The 16120-nt window shown below is 40.8% G+C and carries 12 protein-coding genes; 9 read left to right on the forward strand and 3 right to left on the reverse strand.

The annotated features are described in order from the left end of the window. Window positions 1-3: 3 nt before the first annotated feature. Window positions 4-1347 (forward strand): replicative DNA helicase, encoded by a 1344-nt coding sequence (gene dnaB, locus T356_RS0110060; protein WP_026514365.1) that lies wholly within the window; start codon window positions 4-6, stop codon window positions 1345-1347. A gap of 161 nt (window positions 1348-1508) precedes the next feature. Here dnaB and T356_RS0110065 read toward each other — a convergent pair whose 3' ends face one another. Beyond that, window positions 1509-1679 carry a DUF362 domain-containing protein gene (locus tag T356_RS0110065; RefSeq protein ID WP_026514366.1) on the reverse strand — a complete coding sequence of 57 codons (171 nt, stop codon included), beginning with the start codon at window positions 1677-1679 and terminating at the stop codon, window positions 1509-1511. Between the two features lie 419 nt (window positions 1680-2098). On the opposite strand from T356_RS0110065, the gene nifJ reads away from it, so the two are divergent. Then, window positions 2099-5629 carry a pyruvate:ferredoxin (flavodoxin) oxidoreductase gene (gene nifJ, locus T356_RS0110070; RefSeq protein ID WP_026514367.1) on the forward strand — a complete coding sequence of 1177 codons (3531 nt, stop codon included), beginning with the start codon at window positions 2099-2101 and terminating at the stop codon, window positions 5627-5629. Window positions 5630-5728: 99 nt separating this feature from the next. Here nifJ and T356_RS0110075 read toward each other — a convergent pair whose 3' ends face one another. Beyond that, window positions 5729-6526: an adaptor protein MecA gene (locus tag T356_RS0110075; protein WP_026514368.1), complete on the reverse strand. Its 798-nt coding sequence runs from the start codon at window positions 6524-6526 to the stop codon at window positions 5729-5731. Between the two features lie 665 nt (window positions 6527-7191). Here T356_RS0110075 and T356_RS0110080 point away from each other — a divergent pair. Genes T356_RS0110080 through T356_RS0110105 form a run of 6 tightly spaced genes read left to right on the forward strand, consistent with a single transcriptional unit; the run spans window position 7192 to window position 12914 of the window. Further along, window positions 7192-9018, forward strand: a complete 1827-nt coding sequence (locus T356_RS0110080; RefSeq protein ID WP_081777811.1) for a glycosyl hydrolase family 18 protein — start codon at window positions 7192-7194, stop codon at window positions 9016-9018. 1 nt (window position 9019) lies between these two features. Next, window positions 9020-10078 (forward strand): L-threonylcarbamoyladenylate synthase, encoded by a 1059-nt coding sequence (locus tag T356_RS0110085; protein WP_026514370.1) that lies wholly within the window; start codon window positions 9020-9022, stop codon window positions 10076-10078. A gap of 48 nt (window positions 10079-10126) precedes the next feature. Then, window positions 10127-10555 carry a ribose 5-phosphate isomerase B gene (rpiB, locus tag T356_RS0110090; protein ID WP_026514371.1) on the forward strand — a complete coding sequence of 143 codons (429 nt, stop codon included), beginning with the start codon at window positions 10127-10129 and terminating at the stop codon, window positions 10553-10555. 27 nt (window positions 10556-10582) lie between these two features. Further along, window positions 10583-11212 carry a uracil phosphoribosyltransferase gene (gene upp, locus T356_RS0110095; protein WP_026514372.1) on the forward strand — a complete coding sequence of 210 codons (630 nt, stop codon included), beginning with the start codon at window positions 10583-10585 and terminating at the stop codon, window positions 11210-11212. Between the two features lie 9 nt (window positions 11213-11221). Further along, window positions 11222-11704 (forward strand): deoxycytidylate deaminase, encoded by a 483-nt coding sequence (locus T356_RS0110100; protein WP_026514373.1) that lies wholly within the window; start codon window positions 11222-11224, stop codon window positions 11702-11704. 13 nt (window positions 11705-11717) lie between these two features. After that, window positions 11718-12914 (forward strand): cell wall hydrolase, encoded by a 1197-nt coding sequence (locus T356_RS0110105; RefSeq protein WP_242846589.1) that lies wholly within the window; start codon window positions 11718-11720, stop codon window positions 12912-12914. Here T356_RS0110105 and T356_RS0110110 read toward each other — a convergent pair. Beyond that, entirely contained in the window at window positions 12908-13399 is a 492-nt protein-coding gene (locus tag T356_RS0110110) for a DUF402 domain-containing protein (protein ID WP_026514375.1), read from the reverse strand. The genes T356_RS0110105 and T356_RS0110110 overlap by 7 nt on opposite strands. A gap of 67 nt (window positions 13400-13466) precedes the next feature. Here T356_RS0110110 and T356_RS0110115 point away from each other — a divergent pair, with 67 nt between their 5' ends. After that, on the forward strand, window positions 13467-16115 hold the full coding sequence (locus tag T356_RS0110115) for a hypothetical protein (protein ID WP_026514376.1): 2649 nt from the start codon (window positions 13467-13469) through the stop codon (window positions 16113-16115). Window positions 16116-16120 lie beyond the last annotated feature (5 nt).

A 16120-nucleotide genomic window follows, 5' to 3' on the forward strand; every position in this document is an offset into this window, starting at 1 on the left:
GAAATGGCAGAGGAAACTCTATTAAAGCGTGTCGCTCCCAACAGTCTGGAAGCAGAACAATCTGTTGTGGGTGCGATGTTAATGGATAAAGAAGCGATAGAGATAGCGTCTGAGATAGTTAATCCCGACGATTTCTATAACAGACAGCTTGGAACGGTTTTTGAGACTATGGTTGAACTTAACCGCGAAGGAAGTGCTGTCGATTTTGTTACGCTCCAAAACAGATTGAGGGAAAAGAATGTTCCGCCGCAGGTCAGCAGTGCCGAGTTTATCGGAGAACTTGTTTCCGCAGTGCCGACATCTGCAAATGTAAAGTACTATGCTAAGATAGTTGCAGATAAATCTACACTCAGAAAACTTATTCGCGTAAGCGAAGAGACAATAAATACATGTTATTCAAATTCTGAGAATATGGAAGGCATACTCAATGATGTTGAAAAGAGTGTTTTTCAGATTACACAGAAGAGAAATACGGGAGAATTTGTTTCAATCGATCAGGTTGTAATGAATGCCCTTAACCGAATAGAGCAGGCAAGTAAGATGAAAGGAAATGTTACCGGACTTTCTACCGGCTTCCTTGATCTTGATTACAGTACGGCCGGATTTCAGCCTTCAGATCTGATACTTATCGCGGCAAGACCTTCAATGGGAAAAACTGCGTTTGTTCTTAATATAGCAGAGCATATGGCTTTTCATGATAATAAATGCGTTGCGATATTCTCGCTGGAAATGTCAAAGGAGCAGCTTGTAAACAGACTACTTGCAATGGAATCTCATGTTGACTCACAACATATCAGAACCGGTAATATGTCTGATATGGATTGGGAGAATCTTATTGAAAGTGCTGATGTTGTAGGCTCCTCCAAACTTATCATAGATGACACTCCTGGTATCTCTATTCAGGAGTTAAGGTCTAAGTGCAGAAAATATAAGATGGATCATGGCCTTAATATAATAATGATCGACTATTTGCAGCTTATGACCGGTGGTTCGGGACGTGGTTCAGAGTCGCGTCAGCAGGAAATTTCAGATATTTCAAGATCGCTTAAGGCCCTTGCCAGAGAGCTTAATGTGCCTGTTGTTGCACTTTCACAGCTTTCCCGTGCGGTTGAGCAAAGACCGGATCACAGACCCATGCTTTCCGACCTGCGTGAATCAGGAGCTATCGAGCAGGACGCGGATATGGTAATGTTCATATACAGAGATGATTATTATAATAAAGATACCGAGAAAAAGGGCGTTGCGGATATTATTATCGCTAAACAGAGAAACGGCCCGATCGGAACGGTAGATCTTTTGTGGCTTCCTGAATTTACGAAATTTGCGAATTTGGAGAAAGGGCACTGAGACAGATAAAAAGAGTATTGATCTCACAGGGGTAAAGCCAAGCGCGCACTCGGAAATGCGTAGCATTTCCTCGTTCATTTGGCAGCACCAAATAAAGAAAAAAAGAGCGTTTTTCTCAAGAAAACTTGAAAAAACGCTCTTTTTATTATCTTTGCTTGGCTTTAGCCCTGTGTGATCGCACCTACAGGACACTGAGCAGCACAAGATCCGCAGTCGATGCATGTGTTTGCGTCGATAACGAACTGTGAGTCACCCTGTGAAATTGCAGAAACAGGACACTGAGCAGCGCATGAGCCGCAGCTGATGCAGCCATCACTAATAACGTATGCCATAATAATCTCCTTCCATAATCAAATGTCATTGGATTGTTGTAACAAAAAACGACTGGTATTTGCCATTACCAATCTCTATTACGTTTATATAATATAATAAGAACGATGTTTAAGCAATATAGTAAACGAAAACTTTTATCAGTCTATGACGGTAAATGATAAAAAATTAACAGAATATATCGCATAAAAATAAAAATGTAAGCGTTTTCACAAAAATGCGCTGAAGCCTTGTGTTAATTGACATTCATATTGATTTGGTGATATTATATTGTTTGGCAGATAATTAGTGAAAAAAGATTCGTCTCTTTATTTTTAAGAATATTGGTTTGTTGACGGAAAATTTACACTAGTTCTTTTTTTTTAACGCAAATTAATAAACGTGCCAAAAATAATCCAAAATAAAGGTAGGAGGAAACAAAATGGCAAGAAACATGAAAACCATGGACGGCAACGAAGCAGCAGCATATGCTTCATATGCATTTACTGAAGTTGCAGCCATGTACCCTATCACACCTTCATCTGTTATGCCTGAGCATGTAGATGAGTGGGCAACCGCCGGAAAGAAAAACATTTTCGGTCGTACTGTTCAGATTACAGAAATGCAGTCTGAGGCAGGTGCAGCTGGTGCTGTGCACGGATCATTGGTAGTAGGTGCACTTACATCTACATATACCGCTTCACAGGGACTTCTTCTTATGATTCCCGACATCTACAAAGTTGCCGGTGAGAGACTTCCCGGAGTATTCAATGTATCAGCTCGTTGTGTGGCTTCACACGCGCTTAACATCTTTGGCGATCACTCTGACGTATATGCTTGCCGCCAGACAGGTGCCGCAATGCTCTGCGATTCAAGTGTACAGGAAGTTATGGACTTAACACCTGTTGCTTATTGCTCAGCTATCGAAGGACGTATTCCTTTCATCAACTTCTTTGACGGATTCCGTACATCACATGAGATTCAGAAGATTGAAGTGTGGGATTACAAGGATCTCGATGAGATGGTAAATCATGAGGCAATTGATGCATTCAAGGCAAACGCTTTGAATCCTAATCATCCATGCCAGATGGGTTCAGCTCAGAATCCTGACATTTTCTTCCAGACAAGAGAAGCTTGTAACACAGGCTATAATGAACTTCCTGACATCGTTCAGAAGTATATGGACAAAGTTAATGCAAAGATCGGTACAGATTATAAGCTGTTCAACTATTACGGCGATCCTAACGCTGAGGTAGTTATCGTAGCTATGGGTTCTGTAAACGATACTATCGAAGAGACAATCGATTACCTTGAGAAACAGGGCAAAAAAGTCGGCGTAGTAAAAGTAAGACTTTACAGACCTTTCTCAGCAAAAGCTCTTGTAGCTGCTATTCCTGATTCTGTTAAGAGAATCCAGGTTCTCGACAGAACAAAAGAGCCAGGATCATATCGTGAGCCTCTTGCTCTTGATGTTATCGCAGCTCTTAAAGGAACAAAGTTTGAGAGCGTTCCTGTTTTCTGTGGACGTTACGGACTTGGTTCAAAAGATACAACACCTGCACAGATTGTTGCAGTATTCGAGAATACAGAAAAAGAAGAGTTCACTATCGGTATCGAAGATGACGTAACAAACCTTTCACTTAAGGTTGGTGCTCCTCTTGTTACAACTCCCGAGGGAACAACAAACTGTAAGTTCTGGGGACTTGGTGCTGACGGTACTGTTGGTGCAAACAAGAACTCTATCAAGATTATCGGTGACAACACTGACATGTATGCTCAGGCATACTTTGATTATGACTCTAAGAAGTCAGGTGGTGTTACAATGTCTCACCTCAGATTTGGTAAGACTCCCATCAAGTCTACATACCTTATCAAGAAGGCAGACTTCGTAGCATGCCACAATCCTTCATATATCCGCAAGTTCAACATGGTTCAGGAAATTGTGGACGGAGGATCATTCCTTCTTAACTGCCCTTGGAGCGTAGAACAGCTTGAGACTGAGATTCCCGGACAGGTTAAGAAATTCATGTACGATCATAAGATCAACTTCTATATCATGAACGGTTCTAAGATCGGTGTTGAAGTTGGAATGGGACCTACAAGAATCAATACAATCCTTCAGTCAGCATTCTTCAACATTACAAAGATCATTCCTGAAGATGATGCAATTAAGTTCATGAAAGATGCAGCTCAGAAGACATACGGCCGTAAGGGTGAGGATGTCGTTAAGAAGAACTGGGCAGCTATTGATGCCGGAGCAGATCCGAAGAACCTTATCAAGGTTGAGATTCCCGAGTCTTGGAAAGATGCCAAGGATGAAGGTCTTGACTTCAAGAAGGCTGAGGGAAGCAGAAAGGATGTTATCGACTTCGTTAATAATATCCAGACTAAGGTTAATGCTCAGGAAGGTAACAACCTTAAGGTTTCAGATTGTCTTCCTTATGTTGACGGTGCTACACCTTCAGGATCGGCTGCTTACGAGAAGCGTGGTATCGCAGTAAACGTTCCTAAGTGGGATGCAACAAAGTGCGTAGAGTGTGGATTCTGTTCACTTGTATGTCCTCACGCAGCAATCCGTACAGTTGCTCTTACAGACGACGAAGTTGCAAAGGCGCCTGAAGGACTTCAGACTAAGGACGTTAACGGTGTACCCGGATACAAGTTCTCAATCGTTATTTCAGCGCTTGACTGTACAGGATGCGGATCTTGCGCAAATGTATGTCTTGGAAACAAGGCAGGCGAGACACTTAAGATGGGTGCAATCGCAGAGAATAAAGATGAGCAGAAGTACTTCGACTATGCTGTAACTCTTCCTGAGAAGACAGATGTGGTTGAGAAGCTCAAAGCTACAACAATCAGAGGATCTCAGTTCAAGCAGCCTCTCCTTGAGTTCTCGGGAGCATGCGCAGGTTGTGGTGAGACACCTTACGTTAAGCTTGTAACTCAGCTCTTTGGTGACAGAATGTATGTTGCAAACGCAACAGGATGTACTTCAATTTGGGGTAACTCTTCACCTTCAACACCTTATACTGTAAATGCGGAAGGACACGGACCTGCATGGGATAACTCATTGTTCGAGGACAACGCAGAGTTTGGTATGGGTATGGTACTTGCTCAGAACGCACTTCGTGATGCGATAAAAGAGCAGGTTGAGACAATCGTGGCCGATGGCGGAAAAGCTAAGGCTGCAGCTCAGAAGTGGCTTGATACATTCAGCAACGGCGCTGAGAATACAGCAGCTACAAATGAACTTATCGCAGCACTTGACGGTGATAATTCAGATGCAGCTAAATATATTAAGAAGAATAAAGACTTTGCAGCTAAGAAGTCACAGTGGATCTTCGGTGGTGACGGATGGGCATTCGATATCGGATTCGGTGGTCTCGATCACGTACTTGCTTCCGGTAAGGATGTAAACGTTCTCGTTGTTAACACTGAGGTTTACTCAAATACAGGCGGACAGTCATCTAAGGCTACACCTACAGGTGCTGTTGCACAGTTCGCTGCAGGCGGAAAAGAGATCAAGCAGAAGGATCTTGCTTCTATCGCAATGAGCTACGGTTACGTATACGTTGCACAGATTGCTATGGGTGCTGATATGAATCAGACAATCAAGGCAATCTCAGAGGCTGAGGCTTATCCCGGACCTTCACTTATCATTGCATATGCTCCTTGTATCAACCAGGGTCTTAAGGCCGGCATGAACAAGGTTATGGATGAAGAGAAGAAGGCTGTTGCTACAGGATATTGGGATATGTTCAGATTCAATCCTCAGGCAGATAAGAAGTTCACTCTTGATAGCAAGCCTGCTACAGAAGACTTCCAGAGCTTCCTTGACGGAGAGGTCAGATACCTTTCACTTAAGCTCAAGAATCCTGAGAGAGCAGCAGAGCTCAATGCAAAAGCAGCTGAGCATGCTAAGGAGCACAGAGCTTATCTTGAGAAACTGGTTTCTCTGTACGGAGATGAGTAATTCATAAGATAAGATAAAAAGAACGCCGGAGAAAATGATAATTCATTTTCTCCGGCGATTTTTATTAAGTAAGAAAACCGTATTGATATAACAAATCAATTAAATTCTTGCAAGGGTCTGAATTGCGTTACCCTTTAAAACAACGGTGTAGTGTTCGGATAAATACTGTTCTCCGGCACTGCTACCGAATTCTGCTGTTCCGTATTCTGTTAATAAGGAACATATATTGTTGAAGAGATTATCTTCTAGATCACCCTGATGAAGGAGCAGGTAATACTTACCTTTTGCTTCATTTTTATATAATGTATTCTCACCATTAAATTTTTTGCTTACTATAACCGCGAATTTGCTTGCTTCATGCAAAGAATCAAAGGAAAAAATCTGTATGCCTCTTCTTGTAGTCTGACCTTTTTTTCTGATACTTGAAGTCTTTTCCTTAAGTATTTTGGCATCTGATGAAGTGTTTCCTGCAGTAAAGCCCTGATAGTCATCTGAACTGCATTGCTGCAGTCTTTTAAATAGGGACGAAAACTCGGCATCCTCATTCATGTCGTAATCGGCTTCGTCATAATCCTCATAATCTTCATCCTCGCTGTCTTCCTCATGAACAGAAGGGGCAAAATTAGAGAAACGGGTATCCAGTTCCTCGGGATCATCTACTTTAGTGATAACAAGAACGATACATTCGGAATTGATAGGAATAGCTTCTATCATGAGAGGAGTATCCTCTGCGTCAAAACCGAATGCTATATTTGCTTGCTGCATCATATCTTGGAAAAGTTCTTTTGCTTTGTCGGTACCATACGCAAGTTCTGTTATCTTAAGGTCGCGTTTCGCAAGGTCATCTCTGGTAAGCGTGCATCTAATCTGGTGATCGTTGACTTTTTCTATCTTCATGATGCGTTACCTCCTGACTTTGGAATACATAGATACTAATTTATTGAGTTTTCTATGTCAATATATGTATCGACATATTTTAGAAATAAATTCGCATCTACATAAAATCTTAAGAAATTTCGACGGTAAATCTTAAGATTTATCTGTTATGATATTTTTTGTGAGATGCCTTTCGAGGATATAAATCCGGAAAGGAGGCGATCGAGGAATTATTTATCTACTATTCTTTTGTTCTGCGTTTCTTCGCAGAATGTCTTACAGATAGTTTCGAAAATAAATCCCTAAATTTATTACATCACAACAGATTGAGCATAAACAACAGGTATTGTTTACAATATCATTATACCATATAATGACGCAGTATTTGTGCGTACAGACAAGGATTTGTGAAGTGGTATCTCATACAGATTAATATACGTCAAATTATAATCGAAACATAAAAATGGTTTAGCAAGGAATTGTCACATACTTAAGACCTTTTGGTTTGTGTTTCGAGGGAATGTCCCTTAAAACTGCAATAAAAACATCAAATGAATTTTTTATAAAGAGGCACCCCGCCATAACATATACAATAAATAGTTAAATATATTGCTTTAGGGGACATTCATAATGACGTAAAGTTAATAGTCTGTTATAATAGAGGGCGATTGTAAAGGAGCTAGTTTATGACAAAGAGAAGGACAAGACGAAGACCCAGCCCCGGTTCCAGAGGAAGATCAAGATCGGGCTCCAGAGGCAGATCTAGGAGAAGGTCCGGAAGAAGGGCAAGAAGACGGTTCAATCCGGCGATTTTCATAATCGCCCTTATTTTAATTTTAGGAGCAGTATACGCGGTTCAGAGTGGTGAAGATTTAGAATCACTTACGCATTTATTTACATATAGTAATAACAAAGCAGATCTTCAAAGTTATTTTGATATAAAAGGCAAAGATGATGTTGCAATTGTACTTGGTGATAAGTATATAGAACAAAGAGCAAAGCTCTGGGACGGTGAGTATTACGCTGATATTGAAGTTGTTCGTAATAACCTGAATTCAAAGTTTTACTATAGTAAGGAAGACGGAACGTTACAATATACAACGCCTGATACTATTATTACTGCTAATATAGGCGAGAAGGCTTGGACTGATTCACAAGGCGGAGCCGGAGAAGAGAAGTATGTCATTGCTAAAGAAGCAGATGATACTCTTTATGTTGCGCTTGATTATGTAAAGAAATACAGTAATTTTTCATATGAAGGATATACAGAGCCTAATCATATACAGCTTACAGCAAGCTGGGATGAGCAGAATGTTGCTACGATTGCCAGAAAAACTGAGCTGCGAATAAAGGGCGGACCTAAGAGTGACGTACTCAGAAAACTTGATAAAGGCGAGAATGTAGTACTTCTTGAGGAATATGAAAACTGGGTCAAAGTTAAGAGCGAAGATTCATTAATAGGTTATATTGAGAAAAAGAAATTAAAGGATGAAAGAAAAGAAACTCCCGAACCTGTTACGGATTATAAGGAGCCTGAGTATACAAGAATCAAGAAAGATCAGCTGATCAACCTTGGATTCCATAGTATAGGAAGTGAAGCCGGAAACGCTACACTTACAGAATATCTTGCAAATACTAAGGGGCTTAATGTAATAGCACCTCAGTGGCTTTATATAGAAGATGCAGAAGGAACTGTCGGAAGTGTCGGATCGACAGATTATGTAAAAGAAGCACATGCAGCCGGATTGGATGTATGGGTTGTCTTTGACGACAACAGGAATAAAGAAAACTTTAAGCTTATGGATCTCCTTCCGCACGCCGAGAGCAGAGCAAAGATAATAAAAGAGGCATTGGCACAGGTAACTCTTTTGGGAGCGGACGGACTTAATCTCGACTTTGAGAGTATCGATAAACCTGAAAAATCACAGCCGTTCATTGAGTTTGTAAGAGAAATGTCGATTGCCTGCAGAGCACAGGGAATTGTATTCTCTATAGATAACTACTATCCGATTTACAACAAACTTATGAACATAAAGGAACAGGGCGTGGTTGCAGATTACATCATACTTATGGGATATGATGAGCATACAAACAGCAGTCCTGAGCCCGGACCTGTAGCATCTATAGGCTTTGTTGAGCAGGGAATTGATCTGGTACTTAATGACGTCGATCCGTCTAAAGTAATTAATGCGGTTCCTTTCTATTCGAGAGCGTGGTATCCGAATGATGAAGGAAATACGACGTGTGAAGTAGTACATATGAAGAATATAGATAAGTACCTTTCGGATAAAGGAATAACTGTTTCATGGGATGAAGAAACAGGCCAGAATTATGGTTCAAATACAACATCAGACGGCACACAGTATGAAATTTGGGTTGAAGATCCGCAGTCTCTTGCAAAGAAGATTGAGGTAATGAAATCCAAGAATCTTGCGGGTATCGCAGAGTGGGCAATCGGCCAGGAAACAAGTGAAGCCTGGGATGTTATAACTAGTTATATAGAGGGACAATAAATTGGAAACTGAGCTGGTAGTAATAGACGAGAAACATATTAATGCCGAGGCTGAGGAAGCAATAAAACATGCGGGAGAAATAATAAAACAAGGCGGACTAGTCGCTTTTCCCACAGAGACGGTTTATGGTCTGGGCGGAGATGCCCTGAACCCCGAATCATCAAAAAAAATATACGCGGCTAAGGGAAGACCTTCGGACAATCCACTTATAGTGCATATCGCAGATATAGAGGATATTGAGTATATAACGGATGGTGTTTCTGAAGCAGCAAGAAAACTTGCCAAGGCATATTGGCCGGGACCTCTTACAATGATAATGAATAAGAGTGATAAGGTTCCTTTTGAGACGACCGGCGGACTTGGTACAGTTGCTATAAGAATGCCGAATAACAAGATCGCGCTTGAACTTATTAAGGCTTCGGGCGGATATATCGCAGCACCCAGCGCAAATACTTCGGGACGTCCAAGTCCTACGGTTGCAAGATACTGCGTGGAAGATCTTGATGGCAAAATAAATATGATAATAGACGGCGGACAGGTCGGCATAGGACTTGAATCTACGATTGTCGATCTTACGTCCGATGTTCCCATGATCTTAAGACCGGGATATATTACCGCTGATATGATTAAGAAAGTGCTTGGAGAAGTCAGCATAGATAAGACTATCATTGACAGTTCTTCAACACTTAAGCCAAAGGCACCCGGAATGAAGTACAAACACTACGCACCAAAGGGAACGCTCACAATTGTAAGCGGGGCACAGGAAGATGTAGTCAGGTATATCAATTCGGAAACCGAAAAGGCAAGGCTCGAAGGTAAGAGAACGGGAGTAATAGGAACCGATTCTACAGTTTCGCTTTATAAAGCCGACACGGTTAAGAATCTCGGAAAAAGAGATGATGAGAATACAATTGCGCATGAACTGTTCAAAGCGCTTAGAGAATTTGATGATGAAGGCGTTGATATAATGTTTTCCGAATCATTTGATGACAGCGGAATAGGGCAGGCAATCATGAACAGGCTTTTAAAGGCTGCAGGCCACAATGTGGTATTCTTATAATTAGAATTGTTATACAGCAATTTATCAATATGAAAAGAGGAACCTAGCATGATAGCACTTGGAAGTGATCACGGTGGATTCGACCTCAAAGAGGTCGTTAAAGAGCATTTACAGAAAAGAGGATTCGAGGTAAAAGACTTTGGTACCTATGATAAAGAATCCTGCGATTATCCCGATTTTGGCAGAGCCGCTGCTGAAGCTGTAGCAAGCGGTGAATGTGAAAAGGGAATAGTTATCTGTACAACAGGAATAGGTATTTCCATTGTTGCAAATAAAGTTAAAGGAATAAGATGTGCTCTTTGTTCTGAGACAACATCAGCAAGACTTACACGAGAGCACAATGATGCAAATATGCTCGCAATGGGTGGCGGACTCGTTGGAGAACTGCTTGCCCTTGAGATAGTAGATACATTTCTTGATACTGAGTTCTCAGGTCTTGAGAAGCACAGCCGCAGGATTTCCAAGTTAGAACAATAAAAGGGGATATACGTCAAGGAGGAAAGTATGGGAAAAGTAGTTATTATGGATCATCCGTTGATCCAGCATAAGATTGGCTATATCAGAAGAATCGATACAGGAACCAAAGACTTCAGACAGACAATAAGCGAGATAGCAATGCTTATATGTTATGAAGCCACACGTGATCTCCAGTTGCATGATGTTGAGATTGAAACTCCTATTTGTAAGACGACGGTAAAGGAACTTAAGGGTAGAAAGCTCTGTGTAGTTCCTATTTTGCGTGCCGGTCTTGGAATGGTTGACGGAATGCTTGCACTTATACCCGCTGCAAAAGTAGGACATATCGGGCTTTACAGAGATCCCGAGACACTTAAGCCTGTAGAGTATTATTGCAAGATGCCTGCAGATGTTTCAGAGAGAGAAATCTTTGTAGTAGACCCTATGCTTGCTACAGGTGGATCTTCTGTAGCGGCTATAAATATGCTTAAAGAAAAAGGATGCAAAAATATCCATTTCATGTGCATAATTGCAGCACCCGAGGGACTTAAAGCGATGGAAGAAGCGCATCCCGATGTTGATATATATGTAGGATCTTTAGATGAGAAGCTCAACGAACATGGATATATTGTTCCGGGACTTGGAGATGCCGGTGACAGGATCTTCGGAACCAAGTAAGGAGCAGAGATGAAAAGAGACGACTATATATCATGGGATGAGTATTTCATGGGAGTTGCCAAGCTTGCGGCTATGAGATCGAAAGATCCGAATACACAGGTTGGCAGTTGCATAGTCAGCGAAGATAACAATATTCTTTCCATGGGATACAACGGTTTTCCGAAGGGATGCTCGGATGAGGAATTTCCTTGGGAACGTGACGGAGAAGACGAACTATCCACCAAGTATCCTTTTGTTACGCACAGCGAGCTCAACGCCATTTTGAATTACAGAGGCGGAAGTCTTGTAGGTGCAAAGCTTTATGTATCTCTTTTTCCGTGTAATGAATGTGCGAAAGCCATTATTCAGGCGGGAATAAAAACAGTTGTATATGACAGCGATAAATACGAATCTTCCGCAACGACACGAGCATCTAAAAAGATGTTTGACGCAGCAGGCGTAAGATATTACAAGTATGAGCGCAGCGGAAGAAATATAAATATTACTATTTGATCAAGAATGGTATATGAAAAAAGCAGGGGTTAGGGGTAAAGTAACTAAAAAGTTCGGAATGCTCTTTTCTCTTATGACATCATTGATTGCAGCAATCGTGCTGGCTTTTATGATGTCTGTTATTTCGTATGCCACCGAGTCTACAAAGAAACAGCTTCAGGATGCAAAGGACAGAAAAGCCCAAACACAAAATGAATTAGATAATACCAAAGAAAACATTGCGGAGATGAATGAGGAAAAGTCGTCTTTGCAAGGACAGCTTGATACGCTCAACACGCAGCTTGGCGAGGTGAGTAATAATCTCGAACAGATTGAAGAGCAGATTGGAAGTAAGGAAAACGAGATTGAAAATACACTTGCTGAACTTGAAAACGCCAGGCAGACAGAGGAGAAGCAATATGCTTCCATGAAAAAACGCGTGCAGTTTATCTATGAGAATCAGAACGCAATTCTTATGGACATTCTTTTCAGCTCCGGAAGTTTTGCGGATTTTCTGAATAGAAATCAGTATATAGAGCAGATTTCCGCCTATGATAGAAAGAAACTTCTGGAATATATTCAGACAAAAGAGACTATCAGGGAAAAAGAGGAAGCGCTTGAGGCAGAGAAAGCACAGCTCGATGATTATCATACCAAACAACAGGCTGAACAGAGCAGAGTTGCCGGGCTTGTAAGCCAGACATCGGGAACTATCAAACAGTATTCCAATGATATTTTAGATGCGCAGGCAAGAGCGGAAGAAATAGAAGCTCAGATAAAAGCGCAGGATGAAGATATAAAGAAACTTGAAGCAAAGCTTGCTGAAGAGATGAGACTTTCAAAGCTTGCTGCAGCATCGGCATGGCGTGATATTTCAGAAGTGTCTTTTGCGGATGGCGACAGATACCTGCTTGCAAATCTGATATATTGTGAAGCGGGAGCCGAGCCTTACGAGGGTAAGGTTGCGGTCGGCGCAGTTGTTATAAACAGAGTACTCAGTTCTGTTTACCCTGATACGGTTGTTGGTGTAATCTATCAGAATCGGCAGTTTTCGCCGGTGACAAGCGGAAGACTTGCGATTGCACTTGCGGAAGGAAGAGCAACTGCAGCATGTTTCCAGGCAGCGGATGAGGCCATGAAGGGCTACTCAAATGTTGGAAATTGTGTATATTTCAGAACTCCTATCCCCGGTCTTTCGGGTAAGAATATCGGAGGACATGTATTTTACTGATCTTGCTCGGAGATGATTTTTTCAAGGGGCGCAGTCAGGGATGAGATACCGTTTTCGTAAATTTCGGTAAGGAGTCTGTTCAGTGAGAGCAGGCTCTTTTTGAGCAAAGATTCATCAATGAGTCTTTTTTCAAAAGCTTCGGATAACTCGTCGAGATCGTCAATCTTCATTTTGCCGTCGGGATATATTATCACATCTGCAAGAAGGTCGATCACGGTAATTGAATTAGAGTCGGTATCGCGGTCAAAGGTGATAATATCAAGATACCAGCACAGAAGAGAATTGTCGGCTTTGAGAAATTTACTGAGTTTATAGCCCTCATTAAGAAAATAGCAGGAGTAACCGCTATTTATATCGCATCTCTTTTTGAGAGCTTTCCATTTTGTAATTATGACAGAATCATCAATCTTAAGGATCACGTCATCCTTAAGTTCAATACATTCATTTGGTATGAAACGTTTTCGATATAGAACAGGATAAGTCATAGTTTTCCTTTCCATATTGATGATTATATTATGAAAATATTACTATTATTAAAATTGAAAGTCAATTATGCGTGATAATACTATCAAAAAAACAATTATTAAAATTGCATATTTTATTGTTTTGCTTATTACATCAATCTTCGTTATAAGCAAATTGTCCAATGTCGATAATGCGGATATGACTGCTAAGATGCCCTCTGCGACTTTACCGGTAATAACCATGCAAAGCGGAGATATTGAAGTTAACCCGCTTCACGGGTATTTGTCCAAGGTTGATGTCAATTATATAAGAGGGACTGTATGGCCTGTGAATGAAGATCTTACCATGGCTTTCAAGATCAAAACTTATGGGACAAAAATTTCCGATGTCGGATTCGAAGTAAGAAGTATAGACGGAAAGAGACTTATTCAGGACGAGAAACTTGAGGATCTTTCTGAGCACGACGAGAATATTGATTGTAAGATCAGGCTCAAAAATTTTGATATTATTTCCGGCAGAGAATATATGCTGGTTATCAAGATGGAAACTCCCAGCGGAACAGCAAAGTATTATACAAGAGTTGTTTGGACCGAAGACAGTGAAAGATACAATATTGATAAAGAAATTGCTTTTGTTACGGGCTTCTCAGAGGCAACTTTTGATAAGAAAAAGGCAAGCAGTGAGTACCGCAAGTATCTTGAAGTAGACAGAGACAGGGAAGACAATGATACTTTTGCAAAAGTAAATATACACAGTACTCTCGATCAGATTACATGGGGAAATCTCATCGATAAAGAAGATGAGGAAGGCGATGATAATAAAAAGGACGAGAATGCTGTAAAGATTACAAAGCACACCAAGCCTCAGGTCTACGTGACAGATATCCAGCAGCAGTCGGGAAGCTACAAGTTGCAGTACAGAATGACTACCGAAGATGAAACCGGAAGCAAGCTGTATAATGTCACGGAAGTATTCCGAGTTAAGTATAATTCTGAAAGACCGAGTCTTTTGAATTATGAAAGAACAGTTAATTGCATATTTGACACAACTTCTTATTCAGTGGGAAAAAATACCATCACTCTCGGAATTTGCGATCCGAAATTTGACTTTAAGGAGAGCGGCGGAGTAAGTGAAGGCGGAACTGTATTTGCATTTGTAAATGAAAACAGACTTTTTTCTTATAATAATGCAGATGGAAGGCTTGCGCATATATTTGGATTTTACGATCATGAAAATGACGATGTAAGAACAAATTGGGATAACAACATAATTAGAATACTTGATGTCGAAGAGACAGGCGATGTGAAATTTGCTGTTTCGGGATATATGAACAGGGGAATCCATGAGGGAAGAACCGGAATTGCCGTATATGACTACAGCTCAGCTTTAAATTCTGTGGAAGAGCAAGCTTTTATCGAGTGCGGACAATCTGCGGAAATAATAGATAATTATGTGGATACCCTTGCGTACGTAAATGACAATAATACCTTTTTTGTGATGATCGATCAAAGTGTCTATGAGATTGATCTGGCATCAAGAGTCGGAAAGGCTGTAGTTGAGGGCGTTGGATCGGAAGCATATAAAATTTCCGAATCGCAAAGTACTATAGCTTGGCAAGGAGAAGATCTGACAGGTTTTGATGTCATGAATCTTGATACCAAGGAAACGATGCAGGTCAAAGCGGAGAGCGGAGAGTATGTCGTTCTTCTTGGATACATGGGAGATGCCCTTATATATGGTGTGGGACGCTCTTCCGATGTCAGCAGGGATCAGATGGGAAATCCGATTTATCCTATGTATAGAATAGTATTTCAGAATAAAAACGGAGATGTCGTAAAAGATAAGCTGGTTACTGATGACAGATATATAACCAGAGTTATAAGCATAGACAAGCAGATAAACTTCAAATGCGTGAAGAAGAGTGAGAGCGGCGAGTATGTAGACGCTGATGATTACTCTATGCTTGATTCTGTTGAAAAAGATAATGGAAGAAATATAGTAACGGAGGTTCCTGTTGATAATTATGAAAAGATTGTCCAGATAACCACCAAGAATGAAATAAAAGCTAAACAGATACGAGTTCTTACTCCCGATCAGACACTGTTTGAGGAAAGCAGAAATGTAAGCGGTGTGGAGCTTAAGAGAAACGCAGAAAAGAATCCTTTTTACTATGCATATAATCTGAATGGCAATGTGAAAGTGTATGCAGATTCCGCTAAGGCGGTTACTTATGCGGATCAGGGATCGGGCGTGGTTGTCGGTGACAGCAATAATTATGTATGGAGAAAAGACAACAGGCTTAACTTTACAAGTATTGCATCACTTAAACAGAAGATAGCCGCATATGAGAATATCACATCCAAGAAATCTGCAGCTGTTTGTATCGATCTTATTTTGGATCACTACAGAGGCGTAAATGTTAATGTTGAATCTGCGCTTACAAACGGAGACGGTGTAGAAGATATCCTCAGAGCAAATATGATCGAAGCGGATGTTATAGAGCTTGACGGATGTACACTTAAATCCGTGTTGTACTATGTAAGCAAAGGATGGCCTGTAATGGCGCTTATGAATAACGATGAAGCGGTATTGATACTTGGCTTTGAAAATCAAAAGAGTGTTGAAATTTTAGAGCCGAGAATAGGAAGCGTTCATGGCCTTGGAATGGCTGAAGCGGAAGAATGGTTTAAACAAAACGGAAATCATTTCATAACGTATATACCATATGAAAAATAAGTAAA

Origin of the sequence: Butyrivibrio sp. LB2008, from assembly GCF_000621565.1 — a bacterium.
Taxonomy (GTDB): Bacteria; Bacillota; Clostridia; order Lachnospirales; family Lachnospiraceae; genus Butyrivibrio.

Coding starts and splice junctions, on each gene's coding strand:
- T356_RS0110115 (WP_026514376.1), top strand. CDS start 13,467: ATGCGTGATAATACTATCAAAAAAACAATTATTAAAATTGCATATTTT.
- T356_RS0110075 (WP_026514368.1), bottom strand. CDS start 6,526: ATGAAGATAGAAAAAGTCAACGATCACCAGATTAGATGCACGCTTACC.
- upp (WP_026514372.1), top strand. CDS start 10,583: ATGGGAAAAGTAGTTATTATGGATCATCCGTTGATCCAGCATAAGATT.
- nifJ (WP_026514367.1), top strand. CDS start 2,099: ATGGCAAGAAACATGAAAACCATGGACGGCAACGAAGCAGCAGCATAT.
- dnaB (WP_026514365.1), top strand. CDS start 4: ATGGCAGAGGAAACTCTATTAAAGCGTGTCGCTCCCAACAGTCTGGAA.
- T356_RS0110080 (WP_081777811.1), top strand. CDS start 7,192: ATGACAAAGAGAAGGACAAGACGAAGACCCAGCCCCGGTTCCAGAGGA.
- rpiB (WP_026514371.1), top strand. CDS start 10,127: ATGATAGCACTTGGAAGTGATCACGGTGGATTCGACCTCAAAGAGGTC.
- T356_RS0110105 (WP_242846589.1), top strand. CDS start 11,718: ATGAAAAAAGCAGGGGTTAGGGGTAAAGTAACTAAAAAGTTCGGAATG.
- T356_RS0110100 (WP_026514373.1), top strand. CDS start 11,222: ATGAAAAGAGACGACTATATATCATGGGATGAGTATTTCATGGGAGTT.
- T356_RS0110065 (WP_026514366.1), bottom strand. CDS start 1,679: ATGGCATACGTTATTAGTGATGGCTGCATCAGCTGCGGCTCATGCGCT.
- T356_RS0110110 (WP_026514375.1), bottom strand. CDS start 13,399: ATGACTTATCCTGTTCTATATCGAAAACGTTTCATACCAAATGAATGT.